Origin of the sequence: Pseudomonas sp. Sample_11 (assembly GCF_004307505.1) — a bacterium.
GTDB lineage: Bacteria > Pseudomonadota > Gammaproteobacteria > Pseudomonadales > Pseudomonadaceae > Aquipseudomonas > Aquipseudomonas atacamensis.
In genome coordinates, this window is the sequence record NZ_RCOD01000029.1 from 21,763 (window position 1) to 37,434 (window position 15,672).

14 protein-coding genes are annotated in these 15,672 nt (G+C 59.0%); 11 read left to right on the forward strand and 3 right to left on the reverse strand.

The annotated features are described in order from the left end of the window. Positions 1 to 37: 37 nt before the first annotated feature. The 7 genes from apaG (at position 38) to D8U60_RS07085 (ending at position 8,124) form a co-directional block, all read left to right on the forward strand. Positions 38 to 418, forward strand: coding sequence for a Co2+/Mg2+ efflux protein ApaG (gene apaG / locus D8U60_RS07055; RefSeq protein ID WP_122612442.1), 381 nt, complete (start codon positions 38 to 40; stop codon positions 416 to 418). After that, on the forward strand, positions 418 to 1,299 hold the full coding sequence (locus D8U60_RS07060) for a symmetrical bis(5'-nucleosyl)-tetraphosphatase (protein ID WP_122699654.1): 882 nt from the start codon (positions 418 to 420) through the stop codon (positions 1,297 to 1,299). The genes apaG and D8U60_RS07060 overlap by 1 nt, the downstream gene beginning before the upstream one ends. 33 nt (positions 1,300 to 1,332) lie before the next feature. Continuing rightward, complete coding sequence (gene glpE, locus D8U60_RS07065; RefSeq protein WP_016772893.1) at positions 1,333 to 1,662, forward strand: thiosulfate sulfurtransferase GlpE; 330 nt, start codon at positions 1,333 to 1,335, stop codon at positions 1,660 to 1,662. A gap of 296 nt (positions 1,663 to 1,958) precedes the next feature. Continuing rightward, a complete protein-coding gene (locus tag D8U60_RS07070) occupies positions 1,959 to 3,881 on the forward strand; it encodes a PrkA family serine protein kinase (RefSeq protein WP_016772892.1) in 1,923 nt (640 codons plus the stop codon). Positions 3,882 to 4,000: 119 nt separating this feature from the next. After that, complete coding sequence (locus D8U60_RS07075) at positions 4,001 to 5,272, forward strand: YeaH/YhbH family protein (protein ID WP_039757709.1); 1,272 nt, start codon at positions 4,001 to 4,003, stop codon at positions 5,270 to 5,272. Next, positions 5,269 to 6,831, forward strand: a complete 1,563-nt coding sequence (locus D8U60_RS07080; RefSeq protein ID WP_024014545.1) for a SpoVR family protein — start codon at positions 5,269 to 5,271, stop codon at positions 6,829 to 6,831. Before D8U60_RS07075 ends, D8U60_RS07080 begins: the two co-directional genes overlap by 4 nt. A gap of 63 nt (positions 6,832 to 6,894) precedes the next feature. Next, entirely contained in the window at positions 6,895 to 8,124 is a 1,230-nt protein-coding gene (locus tag D8U60_RS07085; protein ID WP_130899804.1) for a multifunctional CCA addition/repair protein, read from the forward strand. Positions 8,125 to 8,209: 85 nt separating this feature from the next. Here the strand turns inward: D8U60_RS07085 and folK are convergent, their stop codons facing one another. Beyond that, complete coding sequence (gene folK / locus D8U60_RS07090) at positions 8,210 to 8,728, reverse strand: 2-amino-4-hydroxy-6-hydroxymethyldihydropteridine diphosphokinase (RefSeq protein WP_122612437.1); 519 nt, start codon at positions 8,726 to 8,728, stop codon at positions 8,210 to 8,212. Continuing rightward, positions 8,719 to 9,075: a dihydroneopterin aldolase gene (folB, locus tag D8U60_RS07095; protein WP_016772885.1), complete on the reverse strand. Its 357-nt coding sequence runs from the start codon at positions 9,073 to 9,075 to the stop codon at positions 8,719 to 8,721. The genes folK and folB overlap by 10 nt, the downstream gene beginning before the upstream one ends. 74 nt (positions 9,076 to 9,149) lie before the next feature. On the opposite strand from folB, the gene plsY reads away from it, so the two are divergent. After that, positions 9,150 to 9,719 (forward strand): glycerol-3-phosphate 1-O-acyltransferase PlsY, encoded by a 570-nt coding sequence (plsY, locus tag D8U60_RS07100; protein ID WP_024014548.1) that lies wholly within the window; start codon positions 9,150 to 9,152, stop codon positions 9,717 to 9,719. 23 nt (positions 9,720 to 9,742) lie between these two features. On the opposite strand, the gene tsaD is transcribed toward plsY, so the two are convergent. Further along, entirely contained in the window at positions 9,743 to 10,768 is a 1,026-nt protein-coding gene (tsaD, locus tag D8U60_RS07105; RefSeq protein WP_073476551.1) for a tRNA (adenosine(37)-N6)-threonylcarbamoyltransferase complex transferase subunit TsaD, read from the reverse strand. A gap of 199 nt (positions 10,769 to 10,967) precedes the next feature. Here tsaD and rpsU point away from each other — a divergent pair, with 199 nt between their 5' ends. From rpsU to rpoD, 3 genes are all read left to right on the forward strand, one after another. Beyond that, positions 10,968 to 11,183 carry a 30S ribosomal protein S21 gene (gene rpsU / locus D8U60_RS07110; RefSeq protein WP_002551877.1) on the forward strand — a complete coding sequence of 72 codons (216 nt, stop codon included), beginning with the start codon at positions 10,968 to 10,970 and terminating at the stop codon, positions 11,181 to 11,183. Between the two features lie 486 nt (positions 11,184 to 11,669). Further along, the gene (dnaG, locus tag D8U60_RS07115; protein WP_024014549.1) at positions 11,670 to 13,634 is read left to right on the forward strand and encodes a DNA primase; all 1,965 of its coding nucleotides are present in this window, start codon (positions 11,670 to 11,672) and stop codon (positions 13,632 to 13,634) included. Positions 13,635 to 13,701: 67 nt separating this feature from the next. Beyond that, positions 13,702 to 15,549, forward strand: a complete 1,848-nt coding sequence (gene rpoD / locus D8U60_RS07120) for an RNA polymerase sigma factor RpoD (protein ID WP_024014550.1) — start codon at positions 13,702 to 13,704, stop codon at positions 15,547 to 15,549. Positions 15,550 to 15,672 lie beyond the last annotated feature (123 nt).

Consider the following 15,672-nt stretch of genomic DNA (forward strand, 5'->3'; position numbering starts at 1 on the left):
CTACGCCCCGCGTTCCGCTTCGTTAAGGCCTTCTTGCATGTCCGATTCCCGTTATCAGGTCGATGTCAGCGTCGTCACCCATTATCTGGCAGACCAATCGCAACCCGAACACGACCGTTTCGCCTTCGCCTACACCATCACCGTGCAGAACAACGGCGAGCTTGCGGCCAAGCTTCTGTCCCGGCACTGGGTGATTACCGATGGTGACGGCCATGTCGAACACGTGCGCGGTGAAGGCGTCGTCGGCCAGCAACCGTTGATCGATGCAGGCAAGAGCCACACGTATACCAGCGGCACGGTGATGACCACCAAGGTCGGCACCATGCAAGGCTCCTATCAGATGCTCGCCGACGACGGCAAACGTTTCGATGCGACCATCAAACCGTTTCGCCTCGCCGTACCCGGAGCCCTGCACTGATGACGACGTACGCCGTCGGTGACCTGCAAGGCTGCCTCGAACCGCTCAAGTGCCTGCTCAAGCAAGTTGCCTTCGACCCGGTGCTGGATCGGCTATGGCTGGTCGGCGATCTGGTCAACCGTGGTCCGCAGTCGCTGGAAACCCTGCGCTTTCTCTACGAGATGCGCGAGTCGCTGGTCTGTGTCCTCGGCAATCACGATTTGCATCTGCTGGCCGCCGCGAAAAAGATCGAGCGCTTGAAGAAAAGTGACACCTTGCGCGAAATCATCGAGGCCCCCGACGGCCCGCAATTGATGGTATGGCTGCGCCAGCAGAAGCTGATGCATTACGACGAAACACGCGATGTTGCGATGGTCCATGCTGGCATCCCGCCGCAATGGTCGCTGCGCCGTGCGTTGAAGTGCGCCGCCGAAGTCGAGACCGCCCTGCGTGACGACAACGTATTCCCCGCCTACCTTGACGGTATGTACGGCAACGAGCCGGCAAAATGGGACAACGATCTCAAAGGCATTGATCGTCTGCGGGTGATCACCAATTACTTCACGCGCATGCGCTTTTGCACCGCCGAGGGCAAGCTCGACCTCAAAAGCAAGGAAGGCCTGGACAGCGCCCCGCCCGGCTACAAGCCGTGGTTCCAGCACAAGGAGCGCAAGACCAAAGGCCTGCGCATCATCTTCGGTCACTGGGCTGCGCTCGAGGGCAATATCCACGAGCCGGGCATTTCCGCGCTGGACACCGGATGCGTCTGGGGCGGCAGCCTGACGCTGATGAACGTCGACAGCGGCGAACGCCTGTCATGCAAATGCGACGAGCACGGCGGGCTTGCACACACGGTTGCACCACTTATCCCCGAACCTTCGCCAGTCGACGCGCCGCGTTAGACTGCACTTTCAGTTGAGCTACAGGAACCCGCCATGAGCGAATTCAAACGAATCCCCCCGGAACAGGCGCAGGCCCTGCGTGAACAAGGCGCCGTTGTGGTCGACGTGCGCGACCCGGCGACCTTTGCCGCGCTGCATATCAGCGGTTCGAAGCATCTCGACAACCATTCGCTGCACGCTTTCATTCAAGGCGCCGACCTTGATGCACCGACCGTCGTGGTTTGCTACCACGGCAATTCCAGTCAGGGCGCAGCCGCCTATCTGGTCAGCCAAGGCTTCTCCGACGTTTACAGCATGGACGGCGGCTTTGAGCTGTGGCGTACGACTTATCCGTCGGAAACCGCGCAAGGCACCGCCGAATAATTTTTTTGCGCAGCGCAGGCCCCGGCTGCCGTGGGCCTGCGCGCGGCAGACGAACGGTCTGCCACAACTAATTACGTATCTCGCCTTTACCTCTCGAATTCCCAACTATCCTTAAGCGCAGGCCATCCAAATCAGGGGAGAGCCGGTACACCGGCGCGCGGATCATCGGGAGTAGCTTTCGCGGTTTGTCGACCGTGGGAGAATTCTGGGGGGTAAACAGCAGCTGCCACAGCGACTGCTGCCAGCATCGACTGAGTGATCCGGCGTCGGCTCCACGTATCGAGCGAGGTGACGTCATGAGTATCTTTAGCCACTTCCAACAACGCTTCGAATCCACACGCCAGGAAGAACTCTCTCTGCAGGAGTACCTGGAGCTGTGCAAAAACGATCGCAGCGCCTACGTTTCCGCCGCCGAGCGTCTATTGATGGCGATCGGCGAACCGGAACTGCTCGACACTTCGACCAATTCGAGGCTGTCGCGCATCTTCTCCAACAAGGTGATCCGCCGCTATCCGGCCTTTGAAGACTTCCACGGGATGGAAGAATGCATCGACCAGATCGTCTCGTATTTCCGCCACGCCGCCCAAGGCCTGGAAGAGAAGAAACAGATTCTTTATCTGCTCGGCCCCGTTGGCGGCGGTAAATCGTCTCTGGCCGAGAAGCTGAAACAGCTGATGGAAAAAGTGCCTTTCTACGCCATCAAGGGCTCGCCGGTCTTCGAATCGCCTCTGGGTCTGTTCAACGCCACCGAAGATGGCGCGATCCTCGAGGAAGATTTCGGCATTCCACGGCGCTACCTGAACACCATCATGTCGCCCTGGGCGACCAAGCGCCTGGCCGAATTCGGCGGCGACATCAGCCAGTTCCGCGTGGTCAAGCTGTACCCGTCGATCCTCAATCAGATTGCGGTGGCCAAGACCGAACCCGGTGACGAGAACAACCAGGACATCTCGGCGCTGGTCGGCAAGGTCGATATCCGCAAGCTCGAAGAATTCCCGCAGAACGACGCCGACGCCTACAGCTACTCCGGTGCGTTGTGCCGGGCCAACCAGGGCTTGATGGAATTCGTCGAAATGTTCAAGGCGCCGATCAAGGTGCTGCACCCATTGCTGACTGCTACCCAAGAGGGCAACTACAACAGTACCGAAGGCCTCGGCGCGATTCCGTTTACCGGCATCCTGCTGGCTCACTCCAACGAATCGGAGTGGCACACCTTCCGCAACAACAAGAACAACGAGGCGTTCATCGACCGGATCTACATCGTCAAAGTGCCGTACTGCCTGCGCGTCAGCGACGAAGTGAAGATCTACGACAAACTGCTTTTCAACAGTTCCCTGTCCAAGGCGCACTGCGCACCGGACACCCTGAAAATGCTCGCGCAGTTCACCGTGTTGTCGCGCCTCAAGGAGCCGGAAAACTCCAACATCTATTCGAAGATGCGCGTCTACGACGGCGAAAACCTCAAGGACACCGATCCGAAGGCCAAGTCGATTCAGGAGTACCGCGATTCGGCCGGTGTCGACGAAGGCATGAACGGCCTGTCGACCCGCTTCGCCTTCAAGATCCTCTCCAAGGTGTTCAACTTCGATCCACATGAAATCGCCGCCAACCCGGTGCATCTGCTCTACGTGCTGGAGCAGCAGATCGAACAGGAACAGTTCCAGGCCGAAACCCGCGAACGCTACCTGCGCTATCTGAAGGAATACCTGGCGCCGCGCTACATCGAATTCATCGGCAAGGAAATCCAGACCGCTTATCTGGAGTCCTACAGCGAATACGGTCAGAACATCTTCGACCGCTACGTGCTGTATGCGGATTTCTGGATTCAGGATCAGGAGTATCGCGACCCGGAAACCGGCGAGATTCTCAACCGTGTGGCGCTGAACGAAGAACTGGAGAAAATCGAGAAACCGGCCGGGATCAGCAATCCGAAGGATTTCCGCAACGAAATCGTCAACTTTGTCCTGCGCGCCCGGGCCAACAACAACGGCAAGAACCCGACCTGGCTCAGCTACGAAAAACTGCGGGTGGTCATCGAGAAGAAAATGTTCTCCAACACCGAAGACCTGCTGCCCGTCATCAGCTTCAACGCCAAGGCCAGCAAGGAGGATCAGCAGAAACACAACGACTTCGTTACGCGAATGGTTGAACGTGGCTACACCGATAAACAGGTACGCCTGCTGTCCGAATGGTACCTGCGGGTCCGCAAGTCGCAGTGAGGCAGCTGCAAGCTATAAGCCACAAGCTGCAAGAACAAAGCGCGTGAACCTGAAAACACGGGCATTCGCTTCTACTTGCAGCTTGCAGCTCAAAACTTGAAGCTCCCCGGAGGGGCCTTATGAGCTATGTGATCGACCGACGCCTCAATGGCAAGAACAAGAGCACGGTAAACCGCCAGCGTTTTCTGCGGCGTTACCGTGACCACATCAAGAAGGCTGTCGAAGAGGCAGTCAGTCGCCGCTCCATTACCGATATGGAGCACGGTGAACAGATCAGCATTCCCGGCCGCGATATCGACGAGCCGGTGCTTCATCACGGACGCGGCGGCAAACAGACCGTGGTGCACCCCGGTAACAAAGAGTTCACGGCCGGTGAACATATCGCTCGTCCACCGGGAGGCGGCGGTGGACGCGGTCCGGGCAAGGCGGGCAATTCCGGCGAAGGCATGGACGAGTTCGTCTTCCAGATCACTCAGGAAGAGTTCCTCGAATTCATGTTCGAAGACCTTGAATTGCCGAATCTGGTTAAACGCAACCTGACCGGCACCGACACGTTCAAAACCGTACGCGCCGGGATCAGCAACGAAGGTAACCCTTCACGCATCAATATCATCCGCACCCTGCGCTCAGCACATGCACGTCGTATTGCTCTGTCCGGCAGCAGCCGCGCAAAGCTTCGTGAAGCCAAGGAAGAGCTGGCACGGCTCAAGCGCGAAGAACCGGACAACTTCGGCGATATCCAGGAACTCGAGGCTGAAATCGAGAAACTCAGCGCACGCATTCACCGCGTGCCGTTCCTAGATACCTTCGACTTGAAATACAACCTGCTGGTCAAGCAACCCAACCCCAGTTCCAAAGCAGTGATGTTCTGCCTGATGGACGTTTCCGGTTCGATGACGCAGGCGACCAAGGACATCGCCAAGCGCTTCTTCATCCTGCTGTACCTTTTCCTCAAGCGTAACTACGACAAGATCGACGTGGTGTTCATCCGTCACCACACCAGCGCCCGGGAAGTGGACGAAGAGGAGTTTTTCTATTCTCGTGAGACCGGCGGCACCATTGTTTCCAGCGCCCTGAAGCTGATGCAGGAAATCATGGCCGAGCGCTATCCGAGCAACGAGTGGAACATCTACGCCGCTCAGGCCTCGGACGGCGACAACTGGAACGACGACTCGCCGATCTGCCGTGACATCCTGATCAACCAGATCATGCCGTTTGTGCAGTACTACACTTATGTGGAGATCACCCCGCGCGAACATCAGGCCCTGTGGTACGAATACGAACGCATCGCCGAAGCCTTCTCTGACACGTTTGCCCAGCAGCAACTGGTCTCGGCCGGAGATATCTATCCGGTCTTCCGTGAACTCTTCCAGCGCAGGTTAGTGACATGACCGCCAAAGAGCAGAAACGCCAACCGATTTCCACCGGCTCCGAATGGACATTCGAGCTGATCCAGACCTACGACCGTGAAATCGCCCGGATCGCGGCCCGCTACGCGCTGGATACCTATCCCAACCAGATCGAAGTGATTACCGCCGAGCAGATGATGGACGCCTATGCCTCGGTGGGCATGCCTCTGGGCTATCACCACTGGTCCTACGGCAAACACTTCCTCAGCACAGAGAAATCCTACAGTCGCGGGCAGATGGGCCTGGCCTACGAGATCGTAATCAACTCCGACCCGTGCATCGCCTATCTGATGGAAGAGAACACCATCTGCATGCAGGCGCTGGTGGTGGCCCATGCCTGCTATGGCCACAACAGCTTCTTCAAAGGCAACTACTTGTTCCGCACCTGGACCGATGCCAGTTCGATCATTGATTACCTGGTGTTCGCCAAGCAGTACATCATGCAGTGCGAAGAGCGCCACGGCATCGATGCCGTGGAAGATCTGCTCGACTCCTGCCATGCCCTGATGAATTACGGTGTCGACCGCTACAAGCGCCCGTATCCGATTTCCGCCGAGGAAGAGCGCCGGCGGCAAAAGGATCGCGAAGAGCACATGCAGAAGCAGATCAATGATCTGTGGCGCACCATTCCCAAAGGCGCGGACAAATACAGCGACAAGGACAACGCCCGCTTCCCTGCCGAGCCGCAGGAAAACATCCTCTATTTCATCGAGAAACACGCACCGCTGCTGGAACCCTGGCAGCGCGAAATCGTGCGCATCGTGCGCAAGATCGCCCAGTATTTCTATCCGCAGCGCCAGACCCAAGTCATGAACGAAGGCTGGGCAACGTTCTGGCATTACACGCTGATGAATGATTTGTACGACGAAGGCCTGGTCACCGACGGCTTCATGATGGAATTCCTGACTTCGCACACCAGCGTGGTATTCCAACCGGGTTTCGACAGTCCGTACTACAGCGGCATCAACCCCTATGCGTTGGGTTTCGCCATGTACCGCGACATTCGGCGCATGTGCGAAGAGCCTACCGAAGAGGATCGCCGCTGGTTCCCGGACATCGCCGGTTCCGACTGGCTGTCGACCATCAAGTTCGCCATGAGCAGTTTCAAGGATGAGAGCTTCATCCTGCAGTACCTGTCGCCGAAGGTGATCCGCGATCTGAAGCTGTTCAGCATTCTCGATGACGACCAGAAAGACGACCTGCTGGTGCCGGCCATCCATGACGAGGGCGGCTACCGGATCATCCGTGAAACCCTGGCAGCGCAGTACAACCTCGGCAATCGTGAGCCGAACGTGCAGATCTACAGCATCGACCGGCGCGGCGATCGCTCGCTGACCCTGCGTCATCAGCAACACGACCGCAAACCACTGGGCGACTCAACCGAAGAAGTGCTCAAGCACCTGCACCGGCTCTGGGGCTTCGACATTCATCTGGAAACCCTGCAAGGCGACCAGATCATGAAAACCCATCACGTGCCGCCACGCAGTGAACACAGCGAGGGCGATTACGGCCGGCTCGATCTGGCCGTGATTCATCTTTGATCCGGTTCTGGCCTCCGAAAGTCTGACGCAAGGGTTATCCTGTCGGACTGACGGAGGTTTTTTATGCAGGTTTACAAGGTTGGCGGCGCGGTACGTGATCGCCTGTTAGGGTTGCCGGTCACTGATGTCGACCGGGTCGTGGTCGGTGCAACCACTGAAGAAATGCTCGCTCAGGGATTCCGCCCGGTCGGCGCGGATTTCCCGGTGTTTCTGCACCCAAAAACCGGCGAGGAATACGCCCTCGCCCGCACCGAGCGCAAAAGCGGTCGCGGTTACGGCGGTTTCACTTTCTACGCAAGTCCCGAAGTCACGCTTGAAGAAGACCTGATTCGCCGCGACCTGACGATCAATGCCATGGCCGAGGACGATCAGCTCAACCTGACCGATCCGTACCATGGTCAGCGCGATCTCGAAGCACGAATCCTTCGCCATGTTTCCCCGGCGTTCGCCGAAGATCCGTTGCGAGTGCTGCGCGTTGCCCGTTTTGCTGCACGCTACGCAGGATTGGGCTTTACGGTCGCCGACGAGACCATGGACCTGATGTGTCAGCTCAGTGAGTCCGGCGAATTGCAGGCGCTGACCGCTGAGCGCAGTTGGAAAGAGATTTCCCGCGCACTGATGGAAGACCACCCGCAGGTGTTCATCCAGGTCTTGCGCGACTGTGGCGCACTCAAAGAGCTAATGCCGGAAGTCGACGCCTTGTTCGGCGTGCCACAGCCAGAGACCCACCACCCGGAAATCGACACAGGCCTGCACACCCTGAGCGTGCTGGAGCAATCAGCCCTACACAAACAACCACTGACGGTGCGCTGGGCCTGCCTGCTGCACGACTTGGGCAAAGGCCTGACGCCGGAAGAAGAATGGCCCAGGCATATCGCCCATGAGCACACCGGGCTGAAGCTGATCAAAGCGGTCAACGAGCGCTTCAAGGCCCCCAAAGACTGTCAGGAACTGGCACTGCTGGTCGGGCAATACCACACCCATGGGCACCGGGCGCTGGAGCTGAAAGCCTCGACGCTGCTGGAGTTGCTGCAGAGTTTCGATATTTATCGCCGGCCGCAGCGATTCGAAGAGTTTATCGCCGCGTGCGAGATGGATGCCCGTGGCCGCAAGGGCCTGGAGCAGCGAAGTTATCCACAGGCGGACTATTTGCGCGGAGCCGCGAAAGCTGCGCGAGCGGTGGCGGTGCAGCCTTTGCTGGAGCAGGGATTCAAGGGGCCGGAATTGGGCGAAGCGCTGAAGCGGGAACGACTGAAGGCGTTGAAAGCCTACAAAGAGGCGGCGACAGCCTGATAAAAAACTTCGCGAGCAGGCTCGCTCCCACCGGAGACCTCGATCTCATGTGGGAGCGAGCCTGCTCGCGAAAACGTAAGTCAGATCAACGCAAATCTGGAGGGGTTAATTGCTCCCCCCGCCACTCGAACTCCACCGGCGCCAACACCTGATCAATCTGCGCCTCAGCCCACAACATCGCAAAGCTCTTGCCCACCCCCGGATGCACCCGATCCGGCGCAATCAACGACAGCGGCCACAGCACAAAGGCATTTTTCAGGATTTCCGCACGCGGCAGTACCAATCCGTCGAAATTACCCACCAGATCGCCATACAGCAGCACGTCGATATCCAGCGGCAAGCCCTTGCGATCCGGTGCATAGCGACCGTTATCCGCCTCAATGAATTTCAAGCGGCGATCAAGCTCCATCAACGGCAGATCGGTGTAGGCCGAGACCACGAAATTGAAGAACGGCCCGCTCTTGATGCCCACCGGCTGGCTCTCGAACACCGCCGAACATCGGATATCCACCAGGAACGTGGCCAGCGCATCGAGACCGGCGCGCAAATGGGTTTCGCGCTCGATATTGCTACCGAGCCCGAGATAGACCTGAGTCAGCGACATCCGCGCTCGATCTCCACACCCACACCACCCTTGGCGGCCGGCACCGCGCCCGGTTTGGTCAGTTTCAGTCGCACCCAGGTGATCTTGAATTCGGCCATGAGCACTTCAACCAGACGCTCGGCAAAGGTTTCGACCAACTGGAACTGCGCCTGCTCGGCGAAGGCCTGAATGCGCGTGGAAACACTGGCGTAATCGAGCGCCAGGGTCAGGTCGTCACCGGCGGCGGCCGGGCGATTGTCCCAGGCGAAGCTCAGATCAAGACGCAGGCACTGACGGATGCCGCGCTCCCAGTCGTAGGCACCGATCACGGTGTCGACTTCCAGGCCCTCGATAAACACTCTGTCCAAGCACTTCTCTCCGCTGCACGACAAGGGCGCGATGCGCCGTTAGAATCAGGGCGTCCTCGCCCGGAATAGTTAGCATGTTTTGGTTACTGGCGATTCTCGCCTACCTGCTCGGCTCGCTGTCCTTCGCCATTTTGCTCAGCCGCCTGACCGGAAATCCGGATCCGCGAATGAGTGGCTCGGGTAATGCCGGCGCCACCAACATGCTGCGCCTGGCCGGTCGCAAACTGGCGATCCTGACCCTGCTCGGTGATCTGTGCAAAGGCCTGCTGCCGGTGCTGATCGCCTCGAGCGCGGGTCTTTCACTGCAGGATCAGGCCTGGATTGGCGTGTGCGCCGTGATCGGTCACCTGTTCCCTTTGTACTTTCGCTTTCGCGGCGGCAAAGGCGTTGCCACTGCCGCCGGCATGCTGCTCGGCCTGTATCCACCCGCCGCGCTGCTGGCGGTGTGCGCCTGGCTGCTGACGTTCTACCTGACCCGCACCAGCTCGCTGGCGGCGCTGATTGCCACGCCACTGACCCTGCCATTGCTGGCCTGGCAGGAGCCGGAAGCCTTGCTGCCAATGAGCGCGCTGACCTTGCTGATTGTCTGGCGCCATCGCGGCAATCTACGCGACCTGTTTGCCGGGCGCGAACGGCATTTCTGACTGCCGTTCATGAGCGTCGCTCATTACAGCGCCGACAACTGCTCCATTGGCCAGCGTGCCTGCACGGTGATTGCCAGACTTTCCTGCTGACCAGCCTTCAGGCGCTGGCAACCGGCAAACGCGATCATCGCGCCATTGTCGGTGCAGAACTCAGGGCGCGCATAGAACACATCGCCCTTCATTTCGCCGAGCATCTTTTCCAGCGAAACCCGCAACGCCTTGTTGGCGCTGACGCCGCCGGCAATCACCAGCCGCTTCATGCCTGCCTGTTTCAGGGCGCGCTTGCACTTGATGGTCAAAGTCTCCACCACGGCCTGCTGGAATGCCAGCGCGATGTCGCAACGGGCTTGCTCGCCGTCGTCCCCGGCGCTGACGCATTGCTGCCACGTGTTGAGGGCGAAGGTTTTCAAGCCGCTGAAGCTGAAGTCCAGACCCGGGCGATCACACATCGGACGCGGAAAAGTGAAACGTCCTGCGACGCCCTTCTCGGCCAGCTTGGCGATTTCCGGCCCGCCGGGGTAATTGAGGCCCATCATCTTTGCGGTTTTGTCGAAGGCTTCACCGGCCGCATCGTCGAGCGTCTCGCCGAGCAGGCTGTATTGGCCAATGCCGTCGACCTGAACCAACTGCGTATGGCCACCGGAAACCAACAAAGCGACGAACGGGAATTGCGGCGGTTTCGGCTCCAGCATCGGAGCCAGCAAGTGGCCCTCCATATGGTGCACGCCAAGCGCCGGAATGCCCCAGGCAAACGCCAGCGCCTGCGCGCAGGAGGCACCGACCAGCAGCGCGCCGACCAGGCCAGGACCTGCGGTGTAGGCGATTGCGTCGATCTCGGTCGGCACACAGTCGGCCTCGGCCAACACCTGACGGATCAAGGGCAGCATGCGTTTGACGTGGTCACGCGAGGCCAGCTCCGGCACCACACCGCCATAGACACGGTGCAGGTCGATCTGACTGAACAGCGCGTCGGCCAGCAGACCGCGTTCACTGTCATACAATGCGACGCCGGTTTCGTCGCAGGAGGTTTCTAATCCCAGTACTAGCATGGGTTTGCGCCTTGTTTAGGCTGAATTCGAAGGCGCGCATAATAGTCGCCACGTGATGCCCCGACCAGCGGTTTTCGATCAGAGGCTTTGCATTCCGAGCGATGAGGGGTTAACATCCGCAACCCTTAAAAACCGACGTCTTCAAGTGCTCTTTTGCCGCGAGGATGTTGACCCCGGTAATGAATGAAGGTAGCTCTGGATGCCAGCCGTCAAAGTAAAAGAGAACGAACCCTTCGACGTAGCTCTGCGTCGTTTCAAGCGCTCCTGCGAAAAAGCCGGTGTACTGGCTGAAGTTCGTAGCCGCGAATTTTACGAGAAGCCAACTTCTGAGCGTAAGCGCAAAGCAGCAGCCGCTGTTAAGCGTCACGCCAAGAAAGTTCAGCGCGAACAGCGCCGCGCCGTTCGTCTGTACTAATCCACAGACGTTCGTAGCAAGCTTCTTGCCTAAGCCCGGCCCTCAGCCGGGCTAATGGCATTTGCGTAAAACGCTTGATGCTTCACCGTCGACGCCGCCGATGCGACCGAGACAAATCTGCTTCACCGCGTCAGGCCTGGCTCTTTTGCCAGCGGTGCACGTCTTTTCTGACGAGCCTTTCAAGGCTACTGACGAGCACACCCACTGATTCCTCTTACGACGATCAGCCCAAGGCACCTGCATGCGTGCCCGCTTTATTGAGCTATCCGAGGCCAACAACCGGCCGTCAGCGGATTCAGCGCAACACTTTCAAATAGTCGAAGACTGATAGGTACTAACGTCAGTGGATTTTCGGCAGATACACTTCCCGACAGCGATCACGCAGACGACACCGGTCGAGCCGCACTTTTTGTGCGTTTCCAGCAATGGCCCGCGTCCGACAGCCTGTCGCAACGGATTTATTGCAGCGCAGACGACGAGAACGCCATGGCCGGGCTGATTCCCCAGAGCTTCATTGACGACCTGCTGAACCGCACCGACATTGTCGACGTGGTCAGCTCGCGCGTGCAATTGAAGAAGGCCGGCAAGAACTACACCGCCTGCTGCCCGTTCCACAAAGAGAAAACCCCGTCGTTCAGCGTCAGCCCCGACAAGCAGTTCTATTACTGCTTCGGTTGCGGCGCCGGCGGCAACGCCCTCGGCTTTCTCATGGATCACGACAACCTGGACTTCCCCCAGGCCGTCGAAGATCTGGCCAAAGCCGCCGGCATGGAAATCCCCCGCGAAGAAAGCGGCCGCGAGCGCAAGCCGCGTCAGCCGACCGATTCGCCGCTGTATCCACTGCTCACCGCCGCCGCTGATTTTTACCGGCAGGCACTCAAGAGTCATCCGTCGCGCAAGGCTGCGGTGGATTACCTCAAGGGTCGCGGCCTGACTGGCGAGATCGCTCGGGATTTCGGCCTCGGTTTTGCACCGCCGGGCTGGGACAACCTGCTCAAGCATCTGAGCAGCGACACCCTGCAACAGAAGGCCATGATCGAAGCCGGCCTGCTGATCGAGAACGCCGAAACCGGCAAGCGCTATGATCGCTTCCGCGATCGCGTGATGTTCCCGATCCGCGACACCCGTGGACGGATCATCGCCTTCGGCGGCCGCGTACTGGGCGACGACAAGCCCAAGTACCTGAACTCACCGGAAACCCCGGTATTCCATAAAGGCCAGGAACTCTACGGCCTTTATGAAGCACGCAAGAACAATCGCAACCTCGATGAAATCATCGTTGTCGAGGGTTACATGGACGTCATCGCCCTAGCTCAGCAAGGCTTGCGCAATGCCGTCGCCACGCTGGGTACCGCGACCAGCGAAGAACACCTCAAGCGCCTGTTCCGCGTCGTCCCGAACGTATTGTTCTGCTTCGACGGCGACCAGGCCGGCCGCAACGCCGCGTGGCGCGCACTGGAAGCGACGCTGCCGTGTCTGCAGGACGGTCGTCGCGCGCGGTTCCTGTTTTTGCCCGAAGGCGAAGACCCGGACACCCTGGTTCGCGCCGAAGGCACCGACGCATTCAAGGCGCGCATCAATCAGCACGCGCAGCCGCTGGCCGATTATTTTTTCCAGCAACTGACCGAAGAATCCGACCCGCGCTCGCTTGAGGGCAAGGCGCACATGGCCACCCTCGCTGCACCATTGATCGACAAGGTGCCAGGAGCGAACCTGCGCATCCTCATGCGTCAGCGCCTGACCGAGATTACCGGCCTGAGCAGCGAGACCGTCAGCCAATTGGTTCAGAGTGCGCCGCAGGAAGCACCGCCTGCCTACGATCCGGGCTTCGATTACGACGCCATGCCGGACTACAGCGACTACCATCAGCCGCAGGCACAGGACATGTACGCGCCGCAGCAGGAATGGACGCCGAAGAAACCCGGCGCCGGCGGCAAGAAGTGGGACAAGAAACCGTGGGACAAGAACGGCAAGCGTGGTGGCGATCGCGAACAGCAGCGCCCGCGCACGCCGATTGGCGTTGAATCGCCAACCCTGACGGCATTGAGAACATTGCTCCATCATCCGCAACTGGCCAAGCGCGTCGAAGACGCCGGGCACATTGCCGATGAAAATCAGACCAACGCCCAGTTGCTTGTGGCGCTGCTCGAAGCCGTACAGAAGAATCCCAAGCTAAACTCATTTCAGTTGATCGCGCGATGGCACGGTACTGAACAGGGTCGCTTGCTCAAGGCGCTGGCAGAAAAGGAATGGCTGATTGACGGAGATAACCTTGAACAACAGTTTTTCGACACCATTACTAGCTTGTCCGCCCGCCAACGCGAGCGAAATCTCGAACAGTTACTCAGGAAAGCGCGGCAAAGCGAACTGAGCGTCGAAGAGAAAAATCAACTGCGCGACCTTTTAAGTCGCAATGTTTCCGCATCAAACCCGACCTCAACTGGCGCGTGAGGTCATAGCTCAGGTATAATCCTCGGCTTGTTTTTTGCCCGCCAAGACCTTCAGTGGATAGGGTGTTATGTCCGGAAAAGCGCAACAGCAGTCTCGTATTATTGAGTTGATCAAACTGGGTCGTGAGCAGAAGTATCTGACTTACGCCGAGGTCAACGACCACCTGCCCGAGGATATTTCAGATCCGGAGCAGGTGGAAGACATCATCCGCATGATTAACGACATGGGGATCCCCGTACACGAGAGTGCTCCGGATGCGGACGCCCTTATGTTGGCCGACGCCGATACCGACGAGGCCGCTGCGGAAGAAGCAGCCGCTGCGTTGGCGGCGGTGGAGACCGATATCGGTCGCACCACTGACCCGGTGCGCATGTACATGCGTGAAATGGGTACGGTCGAGCTTCTGACCCGTGAAGGCGAAATCGAAATCGCCAAGCGGATCGAAGAAGGCATTCGTGAAGTGATGAGCGCAATTGCGCACTTCCCTGGCACGGTTGACCACATTCTCTCCGAGTACACCCGCGTCACCACCGAAGGTGGTCGCCTGTCCGACGTCCTGAGCGGTTATATCGACCCGGACGACGGCATCGCGCCGCCTGCGGCAGAAGTGCCGCCGCCGGTCGATCCGAAAGCCGTCAAGGCTGACGACGACACTGACGACGATGATGCCGAATCTTCCGACGACGAAGAAGAAGCCGAAAGCGGTCCGGATCCGGTCATCGCTGCACAGCGCTTCGGCGCCGTCGCCGACCAGATGGAAATCACCCGCAAGGCCCTGAAAAAGCACGGTCGTCACAACAAGGCAGCGGTTGCCGAGTTGCTGGCCCTGGCCGAGCTGTTCATGCCGATCAAACTGGTGCCGAAGCAATTCGAAGCCCTGGTCGAGCGTGTGCGCAGTGCCCTGGATCGTCTGCGTCAGCAAGAGCGCGCGATCATGCAGCTGTGCGTACGTGATGCACGTATGCCACGCGCCGATTTCCTGCGTCAGTTCCCGGGTAACGAAGTCGACGAAAGCTGGTCCGACGCCCTGGCCAAAGGCAAGAGCAAGTACGCCGAAGCCATCGGTCGCGTGCAGCCGGACATCATCCGTTGCCAGCAGAAGCTGATCGCACTGGAAACCGAGACCGGCCTGACCATTGCTGAAATCAAGGACATCAACCGTCGCATGTCGATCGGTGAGGCCAAGGCCCGCCGCGCGAAGAAAGAGATGGTTGAAGCCAACCTGCGTCTGGTGATCTCGATCGCCAAGAAGTACACCAACCGCGGCCTGCAATTCCTCGATCTGATCCAGGAAGGCAACATCGGCCTGATGAAGGCGGTGGACAAGTTCGAATACCGTCGCGGTTACAAGTTCTCGACTTATGCCACCTGGTGGATCCGTCAGGCGATCACTCGCTCGATCGCCGACCAGGCGCGCACCATCCGTATTCCGGTGCACATGATCGAGACGATCAACAAGCTCAACCGTATTTCCCGGCAGATGTTGCAGGAAATGGGTCGTGAACCGACCCCGGAAGAGCTGGGCGAACGCATGGAAATGCCTGAGGACAAGATCCGCAAGGTACTGAAGATCGCCAAAGAGCCGATCTCCATGGAAACCCCGATCGGTGATGACGAAGACTCCCATCTGGGCGACTTCATCGAAGACTCGACCATGCAGTCGCCAATCGATGTCGCCACGGTGGAAAGTCTGAAGGAAGCGACTCGCGAAGTGCTGTCCGGCCTCACTGCCCGTGAAGCCAAGGTACTGCGCATGCGTTTCGGTATCGACATGAACACCGACCATACGCTCGAAGAAGTTGGCAAACAGTTTGACGTAACGCGTGAGCGGATTCGTCAGATCGAAGCCAAGGCGCTGCGCAAGCTGCGCCATCCGACGCGAAGCGAGCATCTGCGCTCCTTCCTCGACGAGTGATACCAGAACCCCCGGCCCAGGCCGGGGGTTTTGTTTTATGGCAGATTAAATTCCCCGCTCCGCCCTCCCCGCCGCGTACCCCGTCTACACTCGAAACAATCATCCCCAAGCCGTGACGAGAGC